General features: G+C 63.6%; 23 protein-coding genes. 14 read left to right on the plus strand and 9 right to left on the minus strand.

Annotated elements, in window-relative coordinates:
• The first annotated feature begins 236 nt into the window (after window positions 1-236).
• The 4 genes from E8Q41_RS18110 (at window position 237) to E8Q41_RS18125 (ending at window position 5,620) form a co-directional block, all read left to right on the plus strand.
• Window positions 237-1,196: an ornithine cyclodeaminase family protein gene (locus E8Q41_RS18110; RefSeq protein WP_137156960.1), complete on the plus strand. Its 960-nt coding sequence runs from the start codon at window positions 237-239 to the stop codon at window positions 1,194-1,196.
• The gene (hrpB, locus tag E8Q41_RS18115; RefSeq protein ID WP_170976548.1) at window positions 1,190-3,667 is read left to right on the plus strand and encodes an ATP-dependent helicase HrpB; all 2,478 of its coding nucleotides are present in this window, start codon (window positions 1,190-1,192) and stop codon (window positions 3,665-3,667) included. Before E8Q41_RS18110 ends, hrpB begins: the two co-directional genes overlap by 7 nt.
• Window positions 3,668-3,685: 18 nt before the next feature.
• On the plus strand, window positions 3,686-4,966 hold the full coding sequence (locus E8Q41_RS18120) for an ActS/PrrB/RegB family redox-sensitive histidine kinase (protein WP_137156962.1): 1,281 nt from the start codon (window positions 3,686-3,688) through the stop codon (window positions 4,964-4,966).
• Between the two features lie 87 nt (window positions 4,967-5,053).
• Complete coding sequence (locus E8Q41_RS18125; protein WP_137156963.1) at window positions 5,054-5,620, plus strand: ActR/PrrA/RegA family redox response regulator transcription factor; 567 nt, start codon at window positions 5,054-5,056, stop codon at window positions 5,618-5,620.
• A gap of 15 nt (window positions 5,621-5,635) precedes the next feature.
• On the opposite strand, the gene E8Q41_RS18130 is transcribed toward E8Q41_RS18125, so the two are convergent.
• Window positions 5,636-6,151 carry an MmcB family DNA repair protein gene (locus E8Q41_RS18130; RefSeq protein WP_137156964.1) on the minus strand — a complete coding sequence of 172 codons (516 nt, stop codon included), beginning with the start codon at window positions 6,149-6,151 and terminating at the stop codon, window positions 5,636-5,638.
• A gap of 207 nt (window positions 6,152-6,358) precedes the next feature.
• On the opposite strand from E8Q41_RS18130, the gene E8Q41_RS18135 reads away from it, so the two are divergent.
• Window positions 6,359-7,030, plus strand: coding sequence for a L,D-transpeptidase (locus E8Q41_RS18135; RefSeq protein WP_137156965.1), 672 nt, complete (start codon window positions 6,359-6,361; stop codon window positions 7,028-7,030).
• A gap of 103 nt (window positions 7,031-7,133) precedes the next feature.
• Here the strand turns inward: E8Q41_RS18135 and E8Q41_RS18140 are convergent, their stop codons facing one another.
• Both E8Q41_RS18140 and E8Q41_RS18145 read right to left on the minus strand, forming a co-directional pair.
• On the minus strand, window positions 7,134-9,305 hold the full coding sequence (locus E8Q41_RS18140) for a malate synthase G (RefSeq protein ID WP_137156966.1): 2,172 nt from the start codon (window positions 9,303-9,305) through the stop codon (window positions 7,134-7,136).
• A gap of 106 nt (window positions 9,306-9,411) precedes the next feature.
• A complete protein-coding gene (locus E8Q41_RS18145; RefSeq protein WP_137156967.1) occupies window positions 9,412-11,409 on the minus strand; it encodes a hydantoinase/oxoprolinase family protein in 1,998 nt (665 codons plus the stop codon).
• 143 nt (window positions 11,410-11,552) lie between these two features.
• Here E8Q41_RS18145 and E8Q41_RS18150 point away from each other — a divergent pair, with 143 nt between their 5' ends.
• Window positions 11,553-12,089, plus strand: coding sequence for a hypothetical protein (locus E8Q41_RS18150; RefSeq protein WP_137156968.1), 537 nt, complete (start codon window positions 11,553-11,555; stop codon window positions 12,087-12,089).
• Here E8Q41_RS18150 and E8Q41_RS18155 read toward each other — a convergent pair.
• From E8Q41_RS18155 to hslV, 5 genes are all read right to left on the minus strand, one after another.
• On the minus strand, window positions 12,049-13,449 hold the full coding sequence (locus E8Q41_RS18155; protein ID WP_137156969.1) for a cytochrome P450: 1,401 nt from the start codon (window positions 13,447-13,449) through the stop codon (window positions 12,049-12,051). The two genes, E8Q41_RS18150 and E8Q41_RS18155, sit on opposite strands and share 41 nt — an antisense overlap.
• Before the next feature lie 30 nt (window positions 13,450-13,479).
• The gene (locus E8Q41_RS18160; protein ID WP_246660250.1) at window positions 13,480-14,421 is read right to left on the minus strand and encodes a DUF1402 family protein; all 942 of its coding nucleotides are present in this window, start codon (window positions 14,419-14,421) and stop codon (window positions 13,480-13,482) included.
• A gap of 139 nt (window positions 14,422-14,560) precedes the next feature.
• Window positions 14,561-15,868: an ATP-dependent protease ATPase subunit HslU gene (hslU, locus tag E8Q41_RS18165; RefSeq protein ID WP_137156971.1), complete on the minus strand. Its 1,308-nt coding sequence runs from the start codon at window positions 15,866-15,868 to the stop codon at window positions 14,561-14,563.
• Window positions 15,865-16,383, minus strand: a complete 519-nt coding sequence (locus E8Q41_RS18170; RefSeq protein WP_246660240.1) for a GNAT family N-acetyltransferase — start codon at window positions 16,381-16,383, stop codon at window positions 15,865-15,867. Before E8Q41_RS18170 ends, hslU begins: the two co-directional genes overlap by 4 nt.
• Entirely contained in the window at window positions 16,370-16,927 is a 558-nt protein-coding gene (gene hslV / locus E8Q41_RS18175) for an ATP-dependent protease subunit HslV (RefSeq protein ID WP_137156972.1), read from the minus strand. The genes E8Q41_RS18170 and hslV overlap by 14 nt, the downstream gene beginning before the upstream one ends.
• A gap of 200 nt (window positions 16,928-17,127) precedes the next feature.
• Here hslV and hisB point away from each other — a divergent pair, with 200 nt between their 5' ends.
• The 8 genes from hisB to coaA all read left to right on the plus strand — a co-directional run bounded on the left by hisB (window position 17,128) and on the right by coaA (window position 22,125).
• Window positions 17,128-17,733 (plus strand): imidazoleglycerol-phosphate dehydratase HisB, encoded by a 606-nt coding sequence (gene hisB / locus E8Q41_RS18180; RefSeq protein WP_137156973.1) that lies wholly within the window; start codon window positions 17,128-17,130, stop codon window positions 17,731-17,733.
• A 6-nt stretch (window positions 17,734-17,739) separates the two neighbouring features.
• Window positions 17,740-18,213: a DUF2628 domain-containing protein gene (locus tag E8Q41_RS18185; RefSeq protein WP_137156974.1), complete on the plus strand. Its 474-nt coding sequence runs from the start codon at window positions 17,740-17,742 to the stop codon at window positions 18,211-18,213.
• Window positions 18,213-18,863, plus strand: a complete 651-nt coding sequence (gene hisH / locus E8Q41_RS18190; protein ID WP_137156975.1) for an imidazole glycerol phosphate synthase subunit HisH — start codon at window positions 18,213-18,215, stop codon at window positions 18,861-18,863. Before E8Q41_RS18185 ends, hisH begins: the two co-directional genes overlap by 1 nt.
• A 1-nt stretch (window position 18,864) precedes the next feature.
• Entirely contained in the window at window positions 18,865-19,602 is a 738-nt protein-coding gene (gene hisA / locus E8Q41_RS18195; protein WP_137156976.1) for a 1-(5-phosphoribosyl)-5-[(5-phosphoribosylamino)methylideneamino]imidazole-4-carboxamide isomerase, read from the plus strand.
• Window positions 19,599-19,928: a hypothetical protein gene (locus tag E8Q41_RS18200; protein WP_137156977.1), complete on the plus strand. Its 330-nt coding sequence runs from the start codon at window positions 19,599-19,601 to the stop codon at window positions 19,926-19,928. The genes hisA and E8Q41_RS18200 overlap by 4 nt, the downstream gene beginning before the upstream one ends.
• 94 nt (window positions 19,929-20,022) lie before the next feature.
• Complete coding sequence (gene hisF / locus E8Q41_RS18205) at window positions 20,023-20,805, plus strand: imidazole glycerol phosphate synthase subunit HisF (RefSeq protein ID WP_137156978.1); 783 nt, start codon at window positions 20,023-20,025, stop codon at window positions 20,803-20,805.
• A 13-nt stretch (window positions 20,806-20,818) separates the two neighbouring features.
• A complete protein-coding gene (locus E8Q41_RS18210; protein ID WP_137156979.1) occupies window positions 20,819-21,139 on the plus strand; it encodes a phosphoribosyl-ATP diphosphatase in 321 nt (106 codons plus the stop codon).
• A complete protein-coding gene (coaA, locus tag E8Q41_RS18215) occupies window positions 21,136-22,125 on the plus strand; it encodes a type I pantothenate kinase (protein WP_137156980.1) in 990 nt (329 codons plus the stop codon). Before E8Q41_RS18210 ends, coaA begins: the two co-directional genes overlap by 4 nt.
• On the opposite strand, the gene E8Q41_RS18220 is transcribed toward coaA, so the two are convergent.
• Window positions 22,067-23,242 (minus strand): glycosyltransferase family 87 protein, encoded by a 1,176-nt coding sequence (locus tag E8Q41_RS18220; RefSeq protein WP_170976528.1) that lies wholly within the window; start codon window positions 23,240-23,242, stop codon window positions 22,067-22,069. The genes coaA and E8Q41_RS18220 overlap by 59 nt on opposite strands.
• Between the last annotated feature and the right edge of the window lie 44 nt (window positions 23,243-23,286).

Raw genomic sequence — 23,286 nt, forward strand, 5'->3', positions numbered from 1 at the left:
CATACCGTCAATAACAAAATTCCAGGCAATCAGAGAAAAATGATAAATACCTGAAACTATTATGATATTTTCATGACGGTTGCGTGACTGCCCAAAACGGCGTCTGTATCCGTCTAAATTTGCGGCGCCGTCTCTGCTCCTCCCTGCGCTTTTCAACGGTGAAAGCCGGTTCGCCCGGTGCTATGGGAGTTCATGATCTGAAAGCGGCCCAAGCCCGCCCCAATGATGAGGAACATATGCTGGTTCTCGACAGCGCAGAGACGCGCAACGCTCTTCCCTTTCCCGCACTCATAGAGGCGCTCAGGGCAATCTTCTCCGGCGGAGGGACCGCCCCTCCCCGTCATCATCATGAGATGGAGGTTCCCGGAGAAGCCGCCGCGACGCTTCTTTTGATGCCGGCCTGGGTTGCCGGACGCTATTTCGGCGTCAAGATGGTGTCGGTGTTTCCCGGCAACGGCGGGCGCGGGCTGCCGGCCATCTTCGGCTCCTATCTTCTGTCCTCCGGTCTGACCGGTGAATTGCTGGCGGTGATGGATGGCGGCGAACTGACGGCGCGGCGGACGGCGGCGGCCTCGGCGCTCGCTTCCTCCTATCTGTCGCGCCCTGACGCCTCGACCATGCTGATGGTCGGAACCGGTCGTCTGTCGCTCAACCTGATCGAGGCGCATGCGGTTGTCCGTCCCTTGAGCCGCGTGCTCATCTGGGGCCGCGATCACGCCAAGGCTCAGGCGATCGCCCAGTACGCTGCAGGCTTTGGCGTGAGCGTCGAAACTGTCGCCGATCTCGAGGAGGCGGCCCGGCAGGCCGACATCATCTCCTGCGCCACCCTGTCGGAACAGCCGCTGATCCACGGCGACTGGCTGAAGCAGGGCGCGCATCTCGATCTCGTCGGCGCCTTCAAACCCAGCATGCGCGAAAGCGACGACCGCGCTGTCAGCCGCGCCAGCCTGTTCGTCGACACCTATGAGGGCGCGCTGTCGGAGGCCGGCGACATTCTTCAGCCGCTCAAGGCCGGCGTCATCGATCGGGACGCGCTCAAGGCGGATCTGGCTGAGCTTTGCTCGGGCCGGACAGCGGGACGGTCGAGCGCAGACGAAATCACGCTGTTCAAATCGGTGGGCGCGAGCATCGAGGATCTGGCCGGCGCGATTCTCGCGCTCGAACAGGTGCAGCGCAAGGCCGCCGAGGAATTGTGATTTCAGCCATGCCGTTCAGCCTGCCGCATTATCCGGTCTCCGACGTGCTCGACGAGATTGCCGCCGCCCTCGCCAAACAGGGCCGCGCGGTGGTCTCGGCGCCGCCGGGCGCCGGCAAGACCACGCTGGTTCCCCTCCATCTACTCGACGCGCCCTGGCGTGGCGACGGCCGGATCATCCTGCTCGAACCGCGACGGCTCGCGGCGCGGGCCGCGGCCCGGCGCATGGCTTCGCTGATCGGCGAGGAGGTCGGCGGTCTCGTCGGCTATCGCATGCGCCTCGACCAGAAGGTTTCGGCGCGCACCCGCATCGAAGTGGTGACCGAAGGCGTGTTCGCCCGAATGATCCTCGACGATCCCGAACTCTCCGGCACGGCCTGCGTGATCTTCGACGAGTTCCATGAACGCTCGCTCGACGCCGATCTCGGCCTGGCGCTGGCGCTCGACGTGCAAGGCGCGCTGCGCGAGGATCTGCGCATCCTGGTGATGTCGGCGACGCTGGATATCGAGCGGGTCGCCCGGATGATGGACGATGCGCCGATGATCGAAAGCCTGGGCCGCGGCTTTCCGATCGATATCCGCCATCAGGACCGCGATTCGTCCTTGCCGATCGAGGATGTCATGGCGCGGGTGATTACGGAGGCGCATCGTTCCGAAACGGGCTCGATCCTCGCCTTTCTGCCCGGACAGCGGGAAATCATCCGCACCACTGAACGGCTCGAGGGGCGGTTCGGCCCGGAGACCATCCTCGCGCCGCTCTATGGCGCGCTCAGTCAGAGCGAGCAGGATCTCGCCATCAAGCCTCCGCCTCCGGGCCAGCGCAAAATCGTGCTCGCCACCTCGATCGCCGAGACCTCGATCACCATCGACGGCGTGCGTATCGTGGTCGATTCCGGCCTGCAGCGGCTGCCGGTGTTCGAGCCGGCGACCCAGATTACCCGGCTGGAAACGAGGCGGGTAAGCCGGGCCTCGGCCGATCAGCGCGCCGGCCGCGCCGGCCGCACCGAGCCGGGCATCGCCATCCGGCTGTGGTTCGCCGGCCAGAATGCGGCGCTGGAGGCCTTCACGCCGCCGGAGATTCTCGCCAGCGATCTCTCCGGTCTGGCGCTCGACCTCGCCGCCTGGGGCGTCAAGGATCCCACCACGCTCGCCTTTCTCGATCCGCCGCCCGAAGCGGCCTTTACCGAAGCCAAGACGCTGCTGATGCGGCTCGGCGCACTCGATCGGCAGGGCGATCTCACAGAGACCGGACGGATGATGCGCCGGCTGGCGCTGCCGCCGCGACTGGCGGCGATGACGGCGAGCGCGGCGTCCCAGGGCCTGGGCCGCCAGGCCGCCGAACTCGCCGTGCTGATCACCGAACAGGGGCTTGGCGGCAATGCGGTCGATCTCGACGAGCGGCTGTCGCGGTTCCGCTCGGATCGTTCCGAGCGGGGGCAGGCGGCGCGGGGTCTGGCGCGGCGCATCGCCGAGGCGCTTCCGAAAATAGCGGCGTCGGATCAGCCTGTGACAGCCGGGCGGCTGTTGCTGCACGCCTTCCCAGACCGGATCGCCGCCCAGCGCGGGGCGCGCGGCCGCTATGTCATGGCCAATGGCCGCGGCGGCGAATTGGCCGACACCGACGCCCTGGCGCGGTCGGACATGCTGGTCGTCGCCGATCTGACCGGCCGCGCCGCGGCGCAGCGCATCCTGTCGGCGGCCAGCGTCAGCCGTGCGGAGATCGAGGAGGAACTGCCCGGCGCGATCGTCACGGAAAGCCAATGCGTCTTTGATATGGGCTCGCGGCAGGTGCGCGCCCGCCGCGTGACGCGGCTCGGCGCGATCGTGCTCGAAGAACAGCCCTTGCCGCGTCCCAATGGAGAAGAGGCGGCGAGAGCGCTGGCCGAGGGGATACGCGCGCTCGGGCTCGACGCCCTGCCGTTTTCGAAAGCGGCGCGACAATTGCGCGAACGCATCGGCTTTCTCTATCGCATGCTCGGCGAACCCTGGCCGGATGTGAGCGACGCGGCGCTGCTCACGGGGCTCGAGGCCTGGCTGATGCCTTTCGTGCTCGAACCGCGCGGCGTCGATTCGATCGGGGCGGACGCGCTTCATGAAGGGCTGATGAGTCTTGTGCCGCATGAGGTCAGGCGCGAACTCGACAAGGCGGCGCCGACCCATTTCGATTCGCCGGCCGGCAATCGCCATCCGATCGATTATTCGGGTGAGGAGCCGCTGCTCACCATCCGGGTGCAGGAACTGTTCGGTCTCAAGAGCCATCCGGCCATCGGCAACGGACGTATTCCTCTTGTGCTGGAATTGACCTCGCCGGCGCACCGGCCGATACAGACGACGCGAGACCTGCCGGGTTTCTGGAAGGGGTCGTGGAAGGATGTGCGCGCCGATATGCGCGGGCGCTATCCCAAACACCCCTGGCCGGAGGATCCGGCGGAGGCGGCTCCCACCGCCCGGGCCAAGCCGCGAGGCACATGAGGCGCGAAAGGATTGAGAATGGCGATCGAGGCTTTTTCCCAAGGGGACGACAGCCGCAGGCTGAGGCTGGAAACGCTGGTGCGGCTGCGCTGGCTATCGGTGGTCGGCCAGACGACGGCGGTGCTGATCGTGTCGCTGGTGCTGCAGTTTTCGTTGCCGCTCAAGATCTGCGCGGCGCTGATCGCGCTTCTGGCCATGGTCAACGCCTTCCTCCAGCTTCGCTATCCCTCGACCCAGCGGCTAGCGCCGGAGCCGGCGCTGTCGCTGCTGGCGTTCGACCTCCTGCAACTCGCCGCCCTTCTTTATGTGACGGGCGGTCTCTCCAATCCCTTTGCGCCGCTGATCTCGGTGCCGGTGATCATTTCAAGCGCCTCGCAGCCTTTGCGCTATAGTCTCGCGCTGGTGGCGGTGGCCATTCTCTGCATCACCGCGCTCGCCTTCACACCCTATCCGCTGCCCTGGTATCAGGGCGTCACCGTGCCGTTCGAGCCCTTGTTTCTCGCCGGCATGTGGTTCGCCATCGTGCTGACCACCTCTTTTGCGGCCTTCTATTCCTATCGCGTGTCGCTGGAGGCGAGCCAGCTGTCGGAAGCGCTCGCCGCCACCGAACTGGTGCTGCAGCGGGAAATGCATCTTTCGGAACTCGACGGGCTGGCGGCGGCGGCGGCGCATGAACTCGGCACGCCGCTCGCCACCATCGCGCTGGTCGCCAAGGAAATGAGCCGCGAAATCGGCGCGGGCGATCGCTTCCATGACGATGTTCAACTGTTGATCTCGCAGAGCGAACGCTGCCGCGACATCATGCAGAGACTGACGACGCTGTCCTCCGGCAGCGAGGAGCATATGCGCAATATGCCGCTGTCCTCGCTGATCGAGGAGGTGATCGCGCCGCATCGCGAATTCGGCATCGAGATCAAGGTCATCGAAGAAAGCCCGCGCGCCGAGGAGCCGCTGGGCCGGCGCAATGCAGGCGTGGTCTACGGGCTCGGCAATCTCATCGAAAACGCTGTCGATTATGCGCGGTCGGAAGTGGTGGTGCGGGTCTATCACGACAAGGATTTCGTGCGGCTGTCGATCGAGGACAATGGCGAGGGTTTCGCGCCCGATATTCTCCAGCGCATCGGCGAGCCCTATGTCACCCGGCGCTCCCCGCACGCCAAGGCGGGCGGCCTGGGCCTCGGTCTGTTCATCGCCAAGACGCTGCTCGAGCGCTCAGGCGCGGAATTGACATTCGAAAATGCCCCCGGCGCCCGCATCACCGTGATCTGGAAGCGCGAATTCATGGATCAGAAAGCATAATCCACGCCTGAGACCATTTGGCAAATCCCAAAACGCGCTATATTCGTAGAAACAATGCGCGACCGAGATTGAAAAAAGGCAAGAACAATGGACGCAGCATCCAAAACGGCTCCACAGGACGTCATCGGCGCCGACGCCTCGCTCCTGATCGTGGAAGACGATGCGCCGTTTCTGAAGCGCCTGGCGCGCGCCATGGAAACGCGCGGCTTCAAGGTCGAAACCGCCGAAACCGTCACCGAAGGCATCGCCAAAGCCAAGGCCCGGCCGCCGAAATACGCCGTGGTCGACCTCCGCCTCGCCGACGGCTCCGGGCTCGACGTGATCGAGGCGATCCGCGCCAAGCGCGACGACAGCAACATGATCGTGCTGACCGGCTATGGCAACATCGCCACGGCGGTGACGGCGGTGAAGCTCGGCGCAGTCGATTATCTCGCCAAGCCCGCCGACGCCGACGAAGTCTATGCCGCGCTGACCCGCCGCGCGGGCGAGAAGGTCGAACTGCCGGAAAATCCGATGTCGGCCGATCGCGTCCGCTGGGAGCATATCCAGCGCGTTTATGAAATGTGCGAGCGCAACGTGTCGGAAACGGCGCGCCGGCTCAACATGCATCGCCGCACGCTGCAGCGCATCCTCGCCAAGCGCGCGCCAAAGTAAGCGCGCCCTCAGGCTTCAGCCGAAATCATCCCCGATATCCTGCGGGTCGGCGAGCCCCAGCCGTTCGGCCGCCCATTCCGCCTGCATCAGCCTGTGAGACGCGATGCGGGCGATCGACAGCGTCATCGCCTTGCGCTGCGGCGGGGATAGGCGATGTTCGGGCGCCTCGCGCAGCATATGCGCGCCATAGGCGTCGGAGACGAACAGACCGCAGTCTTCCGGAAAGATCTCCGCCGGCACATCCGGCAGCGTCGCGAAAAACAGCCGGTCGCAGAAGGCGCGGTAATCGCCCCATTTGCGGTCGACGCGGAAATCCTCGATCGACGACTTGATCTCGATGATCCAGATCTCGCCCTTGGGCGTGAGCGAAACGAGATCGGCGCGGCGGCCGCTCGCCAATCCAAGCTCGGGCAAGGTCGAATGTCTCATATCCAGGAGCAAGCGTTGCATGCCGCGTCGGACCGACAGCGCGCGCTGAGACTGCCTCCCATCTCTAAGCGGATTATCTCCATGCACGGATATGATCGACATCGGCGTTTCCTCGTCCCCGTCAGGCGAAAACTCGTTCGCAATCTGCTAAATGTTGCAAAAAAACCATTCTTTCCCTATTTGCCCGCCACCATAGGGGACAGGGGTTTGGGGCCGCTTGCAAAGCCGGAATTTATCGAAAATAACACGCCCATAGAGATGGTGGGCGTGACGCCATCCTCCCTCCGAGAACCTACACAAGAGACAAAGATGCGCTTTCGCACTGCGACTACGGCTTTTGGCATGCTCCTCGCCATGGGCCTTGCTTCCTGCACCACCACGTCCGAAACCAAGACGGCCGGAAATGCGCCCGCCAAGGTCGAGACTGCGGAGATCTTCACCGATTCCTACGGCAAGACCACTGATTCGGGCTATGCCCTGCCGGCGATCCCGATCAATCGCGTCGACAAGAAATTCCACCGCCAGGTCGTCAATTACGAGACCGACCGCAAGCGCGGCACCGTGATCGTCGACACCAAGAATCGCTTCCTCTACTACGTTCTGGGCAATGGCAAGGCGATGCGCTACGGCATCGGCGTCGGCAAGCAGGGTTTCGCCTGGAAGGGCGAAGCCTATGTCGCCTGGAAGCAGGAATGGCCGACCTGGCATCCGCCGGCTGAAATGGCCGAGCGCAAGCCTGAGGTCGCCAAATATGTCGAGAAGGGCATGGAGCCCGGCATCACCAATCCGCTCGGCGCGCGCGCCATGTATCTGTTCAACGATGAAGGCCGGGACACGATGTTCCGTCTGCACGGCACGCCGGAATGGAGCTCCATCGGCACCGCCGCGTCGTCGGGCTGCATTCGCCTGATGAACCAGGACGTGATCGACCTCTATAACCGCGTCCGCCCCGGCAAGGGCACCCGCGTGGTGGTTCTATAGCAGGATATCAAGATCCATCGCCCACGATGGATCGAAGGCATTGAAAAAGCCGCGTCGGGAAACCGAGGCGGCTTTTTCTGTGATGATGCGTGCGACGCGCGGCTCAGGCCGCGCTTTTCGTCTTCAGTTCCAGTCGACGGCGATGCAGCACCGGCTCGGTATAGCCGTTCGGCTGGGCGCGACCCTTTAACACCAGATCAAGCGCCGCCTGGAAGGCGATCGAGCTGTCGAAATCAGCGGCCATCGGCCGATAGAGGGGATCGCCGGCATTTTGTCCGTCGACAACCGCCGCCATGCGCTTCATCGTTTCAGTCACCTGCGATTCGGTGATGATCCCGTGATGCAGCCAGTTGGCCATATGCTGAGCGGAGATGCGCAGCGTGGCGCGGTCTTCCATCAGGCCCACATTGTTGATGTCAGGCACCTTCGAGCAGCCGACGCCCTGATCGACCCAGCGCACGACATAACCGAGAATGCCCTGGCAATTGTTGTCGATTTCGCGCTGGATTTCCTCGGCCGTCCAGTTGGGGCGCACCGCAACCGGCACGGAGAGAATATCCGACAGGTTCGCCTTGGGGCGGGATTTCAGATCCGACTGCACCCTGGCCACATCGACCTTGTGATAATGGGTGGCGTGCAGCGTCGCCGCCGTCGGCGAGGGAACCCAGGCGGTGTTGGCGCCGGCCTTGGGATGGGCGATCTTCTGCTCCAGCATCGCCGCCATCAGATCGGGCATGGCCCACATGCCCTTGCCGATCTGGGCGCGACCCGACAGGCCGCATTCGAGGCCTGTGTCGACATTCCAGTTCTCGTATGCGGCAATCCAGGCGGCCTGCTTCATGTCGCCCTTGCGGATCATCGGACCGGCTTCCATGGAGGTGTGGATCTCGTCGCCGGTGCGATCGAGGAAGCCGGTGTTGATGAAGACGACCCGCGATCGGGCGGCGCGGATGCATTCCTTGAGGTTGACCGTCGTGCGGCGTTCCTCGTCCATGATGCCCATCTTGATCGTGTTGGGCCGCATGCCGAGCGCCTGCTCGACCCGATCGAAGATCTTCACCGCGAAGGCGACTTCCTCGGGTCCATGCATCTTCGGCTTGACCACATACATCGAGCCCGCTGGCGAGTTCATGCGACGGCCATCAGGACCGACATCGTGCAGCGCAATCAGCGCAGTGACCAGCGCATCCATGATTCCCTCGGGAACCTCATCGCCATTCTTGTCGAGAATGGCCGGATTGGTCATGAGGTGGCCGACATTGCGCACCAGCATCAGCGAACGGCCGCGCACGCGCACCGGCTCGCCTTCGGGGCCGGTGAACTCCATGTCCGGATTGAGTCGGCGGGTGAACGTCTTGCCGCCCTTGCTGACCTCTTCGCTCAGGTCGCCCTTCATCAGGCCGAGCCAGTTGCGATAGACGGTGATCTTGTCCTCTGCATCGACGGCGGCGACCGAATCCTCGCAGTCCATGATGGTGGTGATGGCCGATTCGAGCCTGACATCGGCGATATGGGCCGGATCGGAGCCGCCGATCTGGCTCTGGCTGTCGATGACGATCTCGATCAACAGGCCATTGTGCCGCAGCAGGATGCCCGGCTCGCTTGTCTTGCCCAGAGAGAAGCCCGCGAATTGCGAGGGATCCTTGAGCCCGGTGACGCCGATGTCGTTTTCGACGAACAGACCGCCATCGGCAATGCTCAGCGAGGTCGCCATGCTCCAGCTGCCGCCGGCGAGCGGCACGGCGTCATCGAGAAAGGCCTTGGCCCAGGCGATGACCTGGGTTCCGCGCACCGGATTATAACCTTTGCCCTTTTCCGCGCCGTCGGTTTCCGGAATGGCGTCGGTGCCGTAAAGCGCATCATAAAGCGAACCCCAGCGGGCATTGGCGGCGTTCAGCGCGTAACGGGCGTTCATCACCGGCACGACGAGCTGCGGCCCGGCGATGGAGGCGATTTCGGCATCGACATCGCTGGTGTCGACCTGGAAGGCTTCGCCTTCGGCAACGATATAGCCGATCTCGCGCAGAAAGGCTTCATAAGCGGCGAGATCGCTGGGCGCGCCGTTCTCCCGGTGCCAGGCGTCGATCTCAGCCTGAATGGCGTCGCGCTTGGCGAGCAGCGTGCGATTTTCAGGCGCAAGATCATGAACGATCGCGGCAAAGGCGGCGAAGAACGCGTCCACATCCACGCCGGTGCCCGGCGCCGCCTCATTGCGGATGAAATCATGGAGGTCGGCGGCCATCTTCAGGCCGTGAATGTCGATCCGGTCGGTCATGCGCATGCTCCCGCGTCAAAAACTGGCGCGGCAACAGTGCTGTAAGCGCGCGCCAGCGTCAATCGGATCGGGCGAGACAGGATTATTTCCTTTTATGGAAACAATCTCAGGTGATTTTGGGTCGACCCGACGCGGTGGCGATGAATCGCGCTTCCACCAGCTTGGGGCTGCCCTCGATCTCGGGCCGGTCGATCTCCTCGATCATCCGCACAACGGGTTCCTCCGCGCCGCTGTCGATCGCGGCCTGGATGGCGGCGGCGCGGGCCCGGTCGCGGGCGTAATCGAGCGTTGCGGCCTCATTGGTGCGCCGCTCGGTTTGACCACCGCCGGACACCATGAACACGCCCTCCTCAGGCGCGGTTACCGTCACCTGCACCGTCTGGCTGATTTCGCCGGCCACCGCGCCGATGGCGTTGGCGACGCCGGCGTCAGAAGGGATTACCGATTCGGCCGAGAGCATCTCGGCAATGGCGGGATAATAGACATGCGCCGAAGCGCCGAGACCGATCAGCGGACGGTCAAGGCTGACGGCGAAGCGGACGACGCCCGGCTTGCGCTTCAGCGCCCGGTCGACCGCTGACGACTGGGCGGGATCGACGCCTTCGACGCCATCCTCGCTGAGGGCTGCGGCGAGAATCACCTCCGAAGACTGCCGCGTCATGCGGTCGGCGATCAATTCGGCGAAGGCTTCGGCTGACTCGGCGATGGGCTTGCCGGCGCCGGTGCGGGCGCGGGCCCCGAGTTCCAGACCGAGCCGCGCGGCCTCCGCATCCCACTGACCCTGACGGCCCAGCACATGCATGGCGTCGGAGGGAGTGACGCCGGAGATATGCACGAGGCCGCGGCTGACCAGCCGGTCGAGCGAGGCGCGCTGCATGGACGAGGCCAGGAGATCGTTGAGCGCCTGCGGCTTTTCGGTGATTCGTTCATAAAGGCCAGCGTCGGCAGCCGACAGCCCGCTCGCAAACCGGTCCGGCAGGCCGGAGCGCAACGCGAAACGCCCGTCATGGCGGCCGGCATGGGTCGCCTTCAGCTGGCGGTCCAGCATCTCCTTGATCTCAGGACCATGCAGATGCGCCGCGAGACTCAGCGGCAGGATGCGGCGGGGGCCGAGCGTCAAAGCGCCCTCAAGGCCACGGGTGGAGACATGCACTTCCGAATCGCCGCCGAGGCCATAGGTGCGCATCGCCACCGCCTGCACCATGGTGCGATAACCGCCGACCACGGCGCCCTCGCCGTCCAGCCGCGGCTTGCCCTTGTCGAGGATGGCGACATCGGTGGTGGTGCCGCCGATATCGGAGACGACGGCGTCATCAAGCCCGGTGAGAAAGCGGGCGCCGACGAGACTGGCGGCAGGACCGGACAGAATGGTCTCGATCGGCCTCAACCGCGCTTCCGCCGACGAGATCAGCGCGCCGTCGCCGCGCACCACCATCAAGGGGGCTTCGACGCCGCGCGCTTTCAGAAAATCTTCAGAAGAGCCGATCAGCCGGTCGATCATCGACACCAAACGCGCATTCAGCAGCGTCGTCAGCGCCCGGCGGGGGCCTCCGAGCTTGGAGGAGAGGTCATGGCTGCAGGTGACAGGCAGATGGGTGTGATCGCGCAGGAAATCGCGCACCCGGATTTCATGCGCCGGATTCCGGACGGCGAAATAGCCGGCCACGGCGAAGGCGGTCACGTTTGAGCCGAGCGTCTCGATCGCCTCTTCGAGCGCGGCCATGTCGAGCGGCGTCTCATGGCCATGGACATTGTGGCCGCCGGGCAGGAAGATCACCGGGTCGGTTCCCAGCGCGGTCTTCAAGCCGTCACGCTCCAGGTCTTCGGGACCGAAGCCGATCATGATCAGGCCGACGCGGCCGCCCTGTCCCTCGACCAGCGCATTGGTGGCCAGCGTGGTCGACAGCGAGGCGAGCCGGATGGCGGAAACGTCGACGCCGGTTTCGGCCAGCACGCGATCGACAGCGCCGCGAATGCCCTCGGCGAGATCGTGCCGCGTCGTCAGCGCCTTGGCGCGGGCCTTCACGCCCTCGGCGGGGCTGAAGATGACGGCGTCCGTGTAAGTGCCGCCGGTGTCGATGCCGAGAAGAAATTGCGAGGTCACGCCGTTACATCCCCATAAGCAGGCGAAGGTCGCCTGAAGCCGAGTTGCGCCGAGCCTTCGATTATGGGATTTCATCCGTCAACGAAAGGTCAGGCTGCGGCAGATCCGCGGTGAATTTGAGCAAAATCAAGCGAGATAAGGTCATGCGCCCTTCCCTTCTCCGTCTTTCGCTCCTGGCGGCGTTTCTCTCCGCCGCCGCATCCTCTTACGCGCAGGACCAGAGCGAGGACGAGTTTGCGCCGAAACTACCGGAGCGCAGCATCTATGAGGCGATGCTGGAGGCCAACAAGCCGAGCGGCTGGGTGCAGTTCCGCAATTTCGCCGGCGGCCAGTATCTCTATTTCACTATGCTGCAGGTGATGCGCTGTCGGCTGTCGGAGGTCCGCTATTCGATCAATTCCACCGCGCTCGACCAGCGCTTTCCGCTCGGCCCCTGCGATCCGCAGCAACCGTTCAACGTGCCGGATGATCCGGACAACAGATATGTCTATCTCAAGCTCAAGGCCGGCGAGGCGGTGACGGTGACGGTGCAGGCGGTGTGGGACGACGGCGCAGGCAGCGAGATCATCACCTATCGTCCCTGCGACAATGTCGGCGAAAGCGCCTGCGCCCGCATCAAGGCGATCGACCGGCCCGAGGTCAAGCCGGACGCGCCGAAACCCGCATCGCAATCCCGTTGAGCGGCTGGGTGGTCAACCGTTGAACCGGCCAGGGCCTTTCGCCGGCTAACACATCGAAGCGGAAGCGCTTCATCAGCACGGCGAGCGCAATCACCGCCTCCTGCAGCGCAAAGGTCGCGCCGATGCAGACCCGCGGCCCCGCCCCGAACGGCAGATACTGAAAACGGCCGATCCGCTCGCGGTTTTCCGGCAGGAAGCGCTCGGGCATGAAATGCCGGGGCTTGTCCCAGTAGAGCACATGGCGATGCAGCGTCCAGGGCATGATCAGCACCGAGGTTCCCTTGGGCAGCGTGATGGTGCGGCCGTTTTCATCCGTCCACTGGTCGTCTTCGATGGGCGCTCGGTTGATCGACGGTGCCGGCGGATAGAGCCGCAGCGCTTCCTCGAAAGCGGCGCGCACATGCGGCATCGCCTCCAGCCAATCGACGGGATCGCGGCCTTCGGCCATCACCCGATCGATCTCCTCTTCCATCCGGATGCGGAAATGCGGGCTTTCCGACACGCAATAGAGCGTCCAGGCCAGCGCCCGGGCCGTGGTTTCGTGGCCCGCGCCGATGAAGGTGAGGATATTGTCCTCGATCTCGTCGCGCGTCAGACCCTCAGGGCCTTCGAGCCGCAACAAGAGCGTCAGGAAATCGTCGGGCACGCCGTCCGGATCGGCCTTCATCCGGGCGCGGCGGGCGTCCATCGTGTCGGAGACGATCTTGCGGAAGGCTGATAGCGCGCGTTTTCCCGGGATGCGGGTCAGGCGGGGGATCCAGGCTGGGGCTTGGAGCAGATCAAGCGGGTCGATCCGGCCCATATTGTGCAGAAGCGAATCGACACGATCGGCGAAACCCTCGGTGCCCGTGGCGATCTCGCCTGAAAACAGCGTGTCGGCGAGGATTTCATAGGTGAGTTCGGTCATGCCGACGGCGATGTTGACCGGTTCCCCCGTCCGCGCCGCCTCATCGTAGCGTTCGGCCAAGGTTTCGGAGATCCGCAGCATCTTGCCGGCGAAGCCGCGGGCATGGCGGGGCGTGAACACCGGGGCCATGGCCTTGCGCGAGCGCTTCCACACCGCGCCTTCGGCGGTCAGCAAGCCATCACGCAGGATCGGCCTGAGCACCAGCTGCCGGATCGGCTGCATGGCGTAATTGGCGGCGTTATCAACCAACACATGGCGGATGAGGCCGGGATGATTGGCGATAGTGGTGAGCCGGCCGAAGAATTTCACCTGGATGTAAGGCAGCGAATAGCTCGGCGCGCCCCAGAGCTCCAGCGGATTGCGGAACATCACCTTGATGATCTCGAGCCGCGAGGGCGGCACGGTGCGCGGGATCGGAGCCGGCGGCTCGAAGGGTTCGGGGCGGATGTCCATGATCGTCTCCTCGCCCCCATCGCTTTATCGTCAGAGGAGGCTTTCGAGTTCCGCCAGCTTGTCGTTGACCAGCCAGCCGTAATAATTTTCTTCCGGCAGTATGGGCGCAACGCCCTCGCCGCGCGAGCGGTTCCTGGCGGCGAGCCTTGCGGCGCGTTCGTCGGAATTGCCCACATTATACAGTGTCGCGATCACGCCTGGATTTTTTGAAATGTCCATTTTTGCAATCCGCCTGTAGTCGTCGATCGACATGCGGATCGAAGCGGCCATATAGGCGAGCGATTTGTCGGGATCCATGATCGCTTCATAGACGGCGTTGGCGTCGTTTTCATCGAGCTTGGGATAGCCCGAGGTCTCATGCACCATGTCGGAGAGTTCCAGCGCGGTCAAAGGGTTGATCTGGCCGAGGCCGAATGTCTGGCCGGCATAGAAGGGCTGGAAAAACACCGCCGAAAAGCGGTTGTTCGGATAATCGATCCCATCGACGCTTTTGCCGCGGAAGCTCTTTTCCCAGACGCGCTCGCGGCAGGTCCAGAGATCATAGGACCCCTTCTCATTGGCGCAGACGGAGAACTCGGCGCGGGAGACGAATTCGTCCACTTTGACGCCGTCATAGGCGAAGCGGAAGGAATTGCCGGCATACGCCGCCGCCTTCACGTAGTAAGACTGCAGCCGATCATAGGCGTCGACATTATACGTGTGCTCGCCGACGATCGCGCCGACCATATGGATCGGATCGATGCGATACTCGCGCGCCGTCGCCTTGATCTTGTCCATCAGCTTGCGATCATTGGCGAGCAGATCGCGCACTTTCTCATATTTGTCGTCGAATGTGGTGCGGCCGGCCTTGGTGCGGCGCTTGGAGGCGCCGGGAATGTCGGGCTGCTCGGCATTGCGGTTGCCCTTGGGCACCAGCGTCACGCCATCGGCCTGGGCCGGGACGACGAAGGAGAGGCCGAGGACTGTGGTCAGGGAGAGCAGCAACAGGCGCAAGGGTAAGGTCCGCAGGGTGTATGATTGAAATGTCACATGCGGATGGCCCGCAATCGTGTCAAAATCAAGTGCCGAGCGCGAGGCCCGGCTCCGATTTCTCTCAAACCCTTATCAGGCCTTAGAGAATATAGCGCGACAGATCGGCGTTTTGGGCGAGTTCGCCAACATGCTTCTGCACATAGGCTGAATCCACGGTGAGCTCGCGATTCGGCTGGTCGGGCGCTTCGAAGGACAATTCGTCGAGCACCCGCTCCATCACCGTCTGCAGACGGCGCGCGCCGATGTTTTCGACGGTCGAGTTGAGCCGCACAGCCACATCCGCCAGCGCGTCGATCGCGTCTTCGGTGAAATTGAGTTTCACCTCTTCGGTGCCCATCAGCGCGATATATTGGCGGATGAGGCTGGCTTCCGTCTCCGTCAGGATCCGGCGGAAGTCTTCCTTGGTCAGCGCCTTGAGTTCGACGCGAATCGGCAGACGGCCCTGAAGCTCCGGCAGGAGATCAGACGGCTTGGACACATGGAAGGCGCCCGAGGCGATGAACAGCACATGGTCGGTTTTGACCGGTCCATATTTGGTCGCCACCGTCGTGCCTTCGACCAGCGGCAAGAGATCGCGCTGCACGCCTTCGCGGGATACGCCCGCGCCGACCCCGCCGTCACGGGCGGCGATCTTGTCGATTTCGTCGAGGAAGACGATGCCGTCGTTTTCCACCGCCTTCACCGCTTCCCGCGCGATCTGGTCATTGTCGAGCAGTTTGTCGGATTCGTCGGCGACCAGCAGATCATAGGAGTCCTTGACCGTCGTCTTGACCTTCTTGGAGCGGCCGCCCATCGCCTTGCCGAGGATGTCGGAAAGATTGAACACGCCGACATTGGCGCCCGGCATGCCCGGCATTTCGAGCGTCGGACCGGAAGAGGAGGCGTCGGCCACCTCGACCTCGATTTCCTTGTCGTCGAGTTCGTTGTTGCGCAGCTTCTTGCGGAAGGAATCGCGCGTCGCCGGCGAGGCGGTCGCGCCCACCAATGCGTCAAGCACCCGCTCCTCGGCGTTCTGATGCGCCTTGGCCTTGACCTCGGCGCGCTTTTTCTCGCGCACCAGGCCGATGCCGACTTCGACGAGATCGCGGATGATTTGTTCGACGTCGCGGCCGACATAACCGACTTCGGTGAATTTGGTCGCTTCGACCTTGATGAAAGGCGCGCCGGCGAGCTTGGCGAGGCGACGGGAGATCTCCGTCTTGCCGACGCCGGTCGGGCCGATCATCAGGATATTCTTGGGCATGACCTCGTCGCGCAGGTCATCCGACAGCTGCTGGCGGCGCCAGCGATTGCGCAACGCGATGGCGACCGCGCGCTTGGCCTCTTTCTGGCCGATGATGTAGCGGTCCAGTTCGGAGACGATTTCCCTGGGGGTGAATGTCGTCATTGTCTTTCCGTTTCCTGTTGGGCGTCGAGATGCATCAGAAGCACGACGCCATATTCGGTGTCTCTCTGGTCGAGCCGCTGAAACCCGGCCTTTTCATACATTTTGATCGCGGCGGCGTTTTCGGCGTCGGGATCGGCGATGATCCGGCGCGCGCCCTCGGTGAACAGCATCTGGCAGAAGGCCCGCGTCATCGCCGTGCCATGGCCGAGGCCGGTGAGTTCCGCGACCCCGATAAACTGATCGATCCCCAGAGTTCCGGCCGGCTGGTCGGCATAGGGGTGGCCGTAATCCTCATGCGGATCGTAAGCCTGGAAGTAACCGGCCGGACGTCCCAGAAACTCGCCGATAAAGGGCTTCACCAGCCCGAGATCGAGAATTTCGTCGATTTCCTCCAGCGCCGTCGCCGCCTCGCCCCACCACTGGCTCACATGCGGAGCCAGAAGCCAGCCGCCGACCAATGCGAGGTCGGCGCGCTCCATGGGCCTGAAGCGATAAACCTTGTCAGGCGGCTTCAAGGGTTTCGACCACGATATTGTGGTTGGTGTAGACGCAGATGTCGCCGGCGATGGTCATGGCGCGGCGGGCGACCTCTTCGGCCGAATGTTCGCTGTCCATCAGCGCCCGCGCCGCCGCATAGGCGTAATTGCCGCCCGAACCAATGGCCATTGTCCCATGTTCCGGCTCCAGCACGTCGCCCTGGCCGGTAACGGCCAGCGTGATCGATTTGTCGGCGACCAGCATCATCGCTTCCAGCCGACGCAGATATTTGTCGGTGCGCCAATCCTTGGCGAGTTCGACGCAGGCGCGCATCAACTGGCCTGGATATTGTTCGAGCTTGGCTTCCAGCCGCTCGAGCAGGGTGAAGGCGTCGGCAGTGGCGCCGGCGAAGCCCGCGATCACATCGCCCTTGGCGAGGCGGCGCACCTTGCGGGCGTTGCTTTTCATCACGGTCTGGCCGAGCGAGACCTGGCCGTCGCCCGCCATGACCACCTGGCCGCCCTTGCGGACGGTGATGATGGTGGTGGCGTGCATGGACTGGTAGGGATTGTCTTCACGCATAACTGTCTCTTGTTTTTCTTGTCGGTTATTTTTCTTGTCTGCGGCGCGAACTTGCGCCGTCCGTCCGGCTTTATGTAATCGAGAGGCTTCGAAATACAATCCCGGCGGGTCGGCGGGCCCCGAGGCCGTTATCGGCTGGATTCTTGGTCGATGGACTGTTATGGAGCCGGCAAGGCAAACGGGTGGCGGTGAGTAGAACCATGTCCCAGCAAGAATCCCAACGCATCGGCAGCGTGTCGCGCAAGACCAACGAGACCTCGGTCTCCGTTTCGGTCAATCTCGACGGAACCGGCGCCAACACGATTTCCACCGGCGTCGGCTTTTTCGACCATATGCTCGACCAGTTGTCGCGCCATTCGCTGATCGACATGGAAATCGAGACCAAGGGCGACCTGCATGTGGACGACCATCATGCGGTCGAGGATACCGGCATCGCCATCGGGCTGGCCATTTCCAAGGCGCTGGGCGATCGTCGCGGCATCACCCGCTACGCCTCGCTCGATCTCGCCATGGACGAGACGATGACGAAGGCCGCCATCGACGTGTCGGGGCGTCCCTTCCTTGTCTGGAACGTCGCCTTCAGCGCGCCGAAGATCGGAACCTTCGACACCGAACTGGTGCGCGAATTCTTCCAGGCGCTGGCCATGAATGCGGGGATCACCCTGCATATCCAGAACATCTACGGCGCCAACAACCATCATATCGCCGAAACCTGCTTCAAATCCGTCGCCCGCGTTCTGCGCGCGGCGCTCGAAATCGATCCGCGCCAGGCGGGACGCATTCCCTCCACCAAAGGCGCTCTCTGAGGTTCCATGGCCAGTTTCTATGCCTTGACGCCGAAAACCTGCCGCGACCCGGCGGTGGAGACGCTGTTCATCCGCGACGGCTTTTCCTGGGGCGCTTTTCTGTTGCCCCTGCCCTGGATGCTCTATCGCCGGCTCTGGCTGATCACGGCCCTTTCCGTCGTGGCGCTGTTTTTCGCAAGCCTTGCGGCCGAAGAGTTCGGGCTCGACGGTCTGTCCTTGGCCTTCGGCTTGATCCTGTCGCTGTGGACCGGTTTCGAGGGCGGCCATCTCCGCGCCATGCATCTGGAAAAGAAGGGCTGGCGGATCGAGGACGTGATCAACGCCCCCGATATCGACACGGCCGAAGCCCTGTATTTCGAGGCGCTGGCTGACACGGCGCCGACCCAGCCGACGGCTCGGCCCAAGCTGCCCGAAGGGCGCGCCGGCGCGCCCGGACCCACCGTGGCGCTCGGCCTTATCGAACCCTATGGAGGACGCTGATGCGCGTCGCGATCATCGATTACGGTTCCGGAAATCTGCGTTCGGCGGTGAAAGCTTTTGAGCGCGCTTCACGTGAAACAGGCGCCGACGCCGAGATCGAGCTGACCGACAAGGCCGACCGCGTCGCCACCGCCGACCGCATCGTGCTGCCGGGCGTCGGCGCTTACGCCGATTGCCGCCGCGGCCTCGACGCCGTGCCCGGCATGGTCGACGCCCTGCGCGACAGCGTGGAACACAAGGGCAAGCCCTTTCTCGGCATCTGCGTCGGCATGCAACTGATGTCGTCGCGCGGATTGGAAAAGACCGTGACCGAAGGCCTCGGCTGGATCAAGGGCGACGTCACGCTGATGACGCCCTCCGATCCCGCCCTCAAGATCCCGCAGATCGGCTGGAACACGCTGACGCTGCATCACGAACATGCGCTGTTTGACGGCATCCCGACCGGCGAAGACGGGCTGCACGCCTATTTCGTCCATTCCTATCATCTGGCGGCCGAGCGCGACGACGACGTCGTGTCGACAACCGACTATGGTGGTCCGACGACCGCCTTCGTCGCCCGCGACAACATGGCCGGCGCGCAGTTCCATCCGGAAAAGAGCCAGACGCTCGGCCTGCGCCTGATCGGAAACTTTTTGAGCTGGAAACCCTGACATGATTCTTTTCCCGGCTATCGATCTCAAGGACGGTCAATGCGTGCGCTTGAAGCTCGGCGACATGGAGCAGGCCACCGTCTATAATCCCGACCCGGCCGCCCAGGCCCGCGCCTTCGAAGACCAGGGTTTCGAATGGCTGCATGTGGTCGATCTCAACGGCGCCTTCGCCGGCGAAAGCGTCAATGGCGGTGCCGTCGAGGCGATCCTGAAGGCGACGAATAACCCGGTGCAACTCGGCGGCGGCATCCGCACGCTCGCCCATATCGAAGCCTGGCTCGCCAAGGGTCTCTCCCGCGTTATCCTCGGCACCATCGCGGTGCGCGATCCGGCGCTGGTGAAGGAAGCCTGCCGGCTCTTTCCCGGCAAGGTCGCCGTCGGCATCGACGCCAAGGGCGGCAAGGTCGCCGTCGAAGGCTGGGCCGAGGCCTCCGAACTCGGGGTGATCGAACTGGCCCAGCGCTTCGAAGGCGCGGGCGTGGCGGCGATCATCTACACCGACATCGACCGCGACGGCATTCTCGCCGGCATCAACTGGGCTTCGACGCTGGAACTGGCCCGCGCCGTCTCCATACCGGTCATCGCCTCGGGAGGCCTCGCCTCGCTCGACGACATCAGGCGGTTGGCCCAACCGGACGCCGCCATTCTCGAAGGCGCGATCTCCGGCCGGGCGCTCTATGACGGCCGGATCGATCCGGCGGCGGCGCTGGAGATTCTCAAGGGCGCGAGAGGCGGATGACCGACAAAGCCGGCTTCTGGAGCACGCGGAAAATCGTCGTGATCTTTCTCCTGTCCGGAGCGGCCATCGTTCTGTTTGCGCTCGGGCCACTTCTGCTGGCTCTTTCTGCTGGTTTGATAGCCCAGACCGCTGGCTGCACGCTGGATGAAGGTTCTGTACATGCCTGCCTGATCGGCGGCGTCGAGTTGGGCGAAACGCTCTATACGATGTTCGTGCTGGGATGGCTGACAATGATGACGGCGCCTCTGGGCGCGATCGCCGGCCTGGTTTGGCTGATCGCGCTCGCGGGTGTCGTGATCCTGCGGCTGATAAGGAAGAAAACTTGATTTTGCATATGTCAGGCCAGAGCCGGTCCCTTGACAAAAGGGCTGTCCGGCCTTCTCTAGCGGCCATTAGATGTTTAGGGCAGGAGCAAGGCCTATGACCCTGAAAGCCCGTGTCATTCCCTGTCTCGACGTCAAGGACGGCCGTGTCGTCAAGGGCGTGTCCTTTGTCGATCTCATCGACGCCGGCGATCCGGTCGAGGCGGCGATCGCCTATGATGCGGCAGGCGCCGACGAGCTCTGCTTTCTCGACATCACCGCCTCCTCGGACAATCGCGACACGATCTTCGACGTGGTGGCGCGCACGGCCGATCACTGTTTCATGCCGGTGACGGTGGGCGGCGGCGTCCGCGCGCTCGCCGACATTCGCAAGCTGCTGCTCTGCGGCGCCGACAAGGTGTCGATCAATTCGGCGGCGGTGAAGACGCCCGACTTCGTGGCGGAAGCGGCCGACAAATTCGGCGACCAGTGCATCGTCGTCTCGCTCGACTGCAAAAAAGTCTCGGGCGAAGGCGAAGAGGATCGCTGGGAAATCTTCACCCATGGCGGCCGCAACCCGACCGGCATCGACGCGCTCGACTTCGCCACCGCCATGGTCAAGCGCGGCGCCGGCGAATTGCTGGTGACCTCGATGGACCAGGACGGCCGCAAGACCGGCTACGACATCGCGCTGACCCGCGCCATCGCCGATTCCGTGCATGTGCCGGTGATCGCCTCCGGCGGGGTCGGCACGCTCGACCATCTGGTTGAAGGGGTGCGCGACGGTCACGCCACCGCCGTGCTCGCCGCTTCGATCTTCCATTTCGGGACCTATACGGTCGGCGAAGCCAAACGCTACATGGCCGAACGCGGCGTGCCGATGCGACTCGATCGCGCCTGACGGGAGACGTGGGATGAGCAACTTCACGCTGTTGGATCTCGAAGCCATTGTAGCGCGCCGCGCGCTCGCCTCGCCCGAGGAGTCCTGGACCGCGAAGCTCTTCGTCGCCGGCCAGGGCAAGGCGGCCAAGAAGCTGGGCGAAGAGGCGGTGGAGGCGGTGATCGCAGCGATCTCAGGCGACCGAGAGAACCTCACCGACGAGGCCGCCGATCTGCTGTACCACCTGCTGGTGGTGCTGAAGATCGCCGATATTCCGCTGTCGGCGGTGATGGCGGTGCTGGAAGCCCGCACCGGCCAATCCGGCCTCACCGAAAAAGCGAGCCGGCCTGCATGAGCCCGGCGGAGAAGCAGGCGCTCGCCGCGCTCGACCATATGGCTGACGACGCCTACTCGCCCTATCGCTTCTTTACAGCCGAGGAATGGTCGCGTTTCCGCGCCGCCACGCCGCTGACGCTGACCGAGGACGAAGTGGCGCGGCTGCGCTCGCTCAACGACCCGATCGATCTCGACGAAGTCCGGCGGATTTACCTCTCGCTGTCGCGGCTTTTGTCGGCGCATGTCGAATCCTCGCAAATGCTGTTTGCCCAGCGCAAGCGCTTCCTCAATCTGGCCGGCGATCAGAAGACGCCCTTCATCATCGGCGTCGCGGGCTCGGTGGCGGTGGGCAAATCCACCACCGCCCGCATCCTGAAAGAGCTGTTGTCGCGCTGGCCGTCCAGCCCCAAGGTCGATCTCGTCACCACCGACGGATTTCTCTATCCCAATGCGCGGCTCCAGAAGGACAACCTCATGGAGCGCAAGGGATTTCCGGAAAGCTACGATATGCCGGCGCTCCTGAAATTCCTCTCGGCGATCAAGGCCGGCATGAGCCATGTGCCGGCGCCGCTCTATTCGCATCTGACCTATGACGTGCTTCCCGACCAGCATCAGGATATCGACCGGCCCGACATCCTGATCTTTGAGGGCATCAATGTGCTGCAATCGCGCGACCTGCCCGCCGATGGGCGGATCGTGCCGATGGTGTCTGATTTCTTCGACTTCTCGATCTATATCGACGCCCAGGAAGACATGATCCATCGCTGGTATGTGAACCGCTTCATGCGGCTGCGCGAGACCGCCTTCCGCAATCCGGAATCCTTCTTCCATCGTTATGCGACGATCTCGGAAGAGGCGGCGCTCGAGATCGCCGAGGGTCTCTGGGCCAATATCAATCTCAAGAATCTGCGGCAGAACATTCTGCCGACCCGGCCGCGCGCCGATCTCATCCTGCAGAAGGGCGAGAATCACCTGGTCGAGAAAGTCTCGCTTCGGCGGCTGTAGCCGGCGCTCCTCCGCCGAAGTCGCCCCGCTTCACCGCCAACAACCCGTAGAGCGCCAGCCCTGCCGGCGCGAGCACGCCGACGCCGATGCCCTGGTAATTCGGCAGATGGGCGAAATAGGGAAAGAACCACAACAGGCAGAAGATATAGCGGTTCGGCGGCCGGCCCGAGAGATAGAGCGTGACGACCGCGACGCTGAAGGGGACCGCGTCATAGCTATAGCCATAGGGCGTGGCGGTCAGCGCGAAAAGCGCGGTCAGCACCGCCTTGATCCGGAGATCGACATCCGGCTTCCGCCATATCCAGAATACGGCGCAGATGGCAAACACGGAAAACAGCGCCTGATAGGCGTATGAGGCGACGACGCCCAGTCCGATCGACCGCCCCAGGATGAAGAAAGTCATGGCGTTGGCGTGATAGAACTGCGGATAAGGGGCTTCCAGAATTCGCGCCATCAGCGGCGAGGTCACGGTGGCGAAGCCCGTCCAGACCTCAAAGCCGAAGGCAAGACCGGTCGCAGCGACGAGAGCCATCGTGGTTGTTGCGGCCGAGGCAAAGGCGCGCCAATTGCCGGTGGCGAGATAGACGACGGGGATAAGCAGGCCGAGATGCGGCTTGATGGTCAGGAGACCCGCCAACAAGCCGGAGAGAATTGGAGCGCGCGTCGTGGTCAGCAGAGCCCCGAGCAGCAGCGCCGCCGTCAAACTGCCGTTCTGTCCGAATACGCCGCTGGTGACGACGGCTGGCGAGGTCAGGATGGCGGCGAGCGCTTGCCAAGGCAAGCGAAGCGGCGTCAGCGCCAGAGCCAAGACAGCAATGGTTCCGAAAGTCCAGATGGCGTAGGCCAGCGGCAGCGGCAAGAAGCTGAGCGGCATGCCGAGCCAGAGAATGGAAGGCGGATAGCTCCATTCCTGGTTCGGGAGAAGCGGACTGAACATGGCGCGAAGACCGGCGCGATAGGCCTCGACATCGAAAAGCCAGCTGACATGGCCTTCACGCGCCAGTCGCGAGCCGGCCCAGAGATTGGTGAAATCCCAGTAGGGCAACTTCTTGGACAGAATGGAGAAACCGTTTTCGTCGAACTGCCAGAGCTGAAATTGATAGCGTATTGCGATCACCAGACCCGCAGCGACGCAGAAAAGCGCAAAGCGCGATTCATCCC

It is taken from the genome of Rhizobium sp. FKL33, assembly GCF_005222915.1.
Lineage (GTDB): Bacteria > Pseudomonadota > Alphaproteobacteria > Rhizobiales > Rhizobiaceae > Rhizobium_E.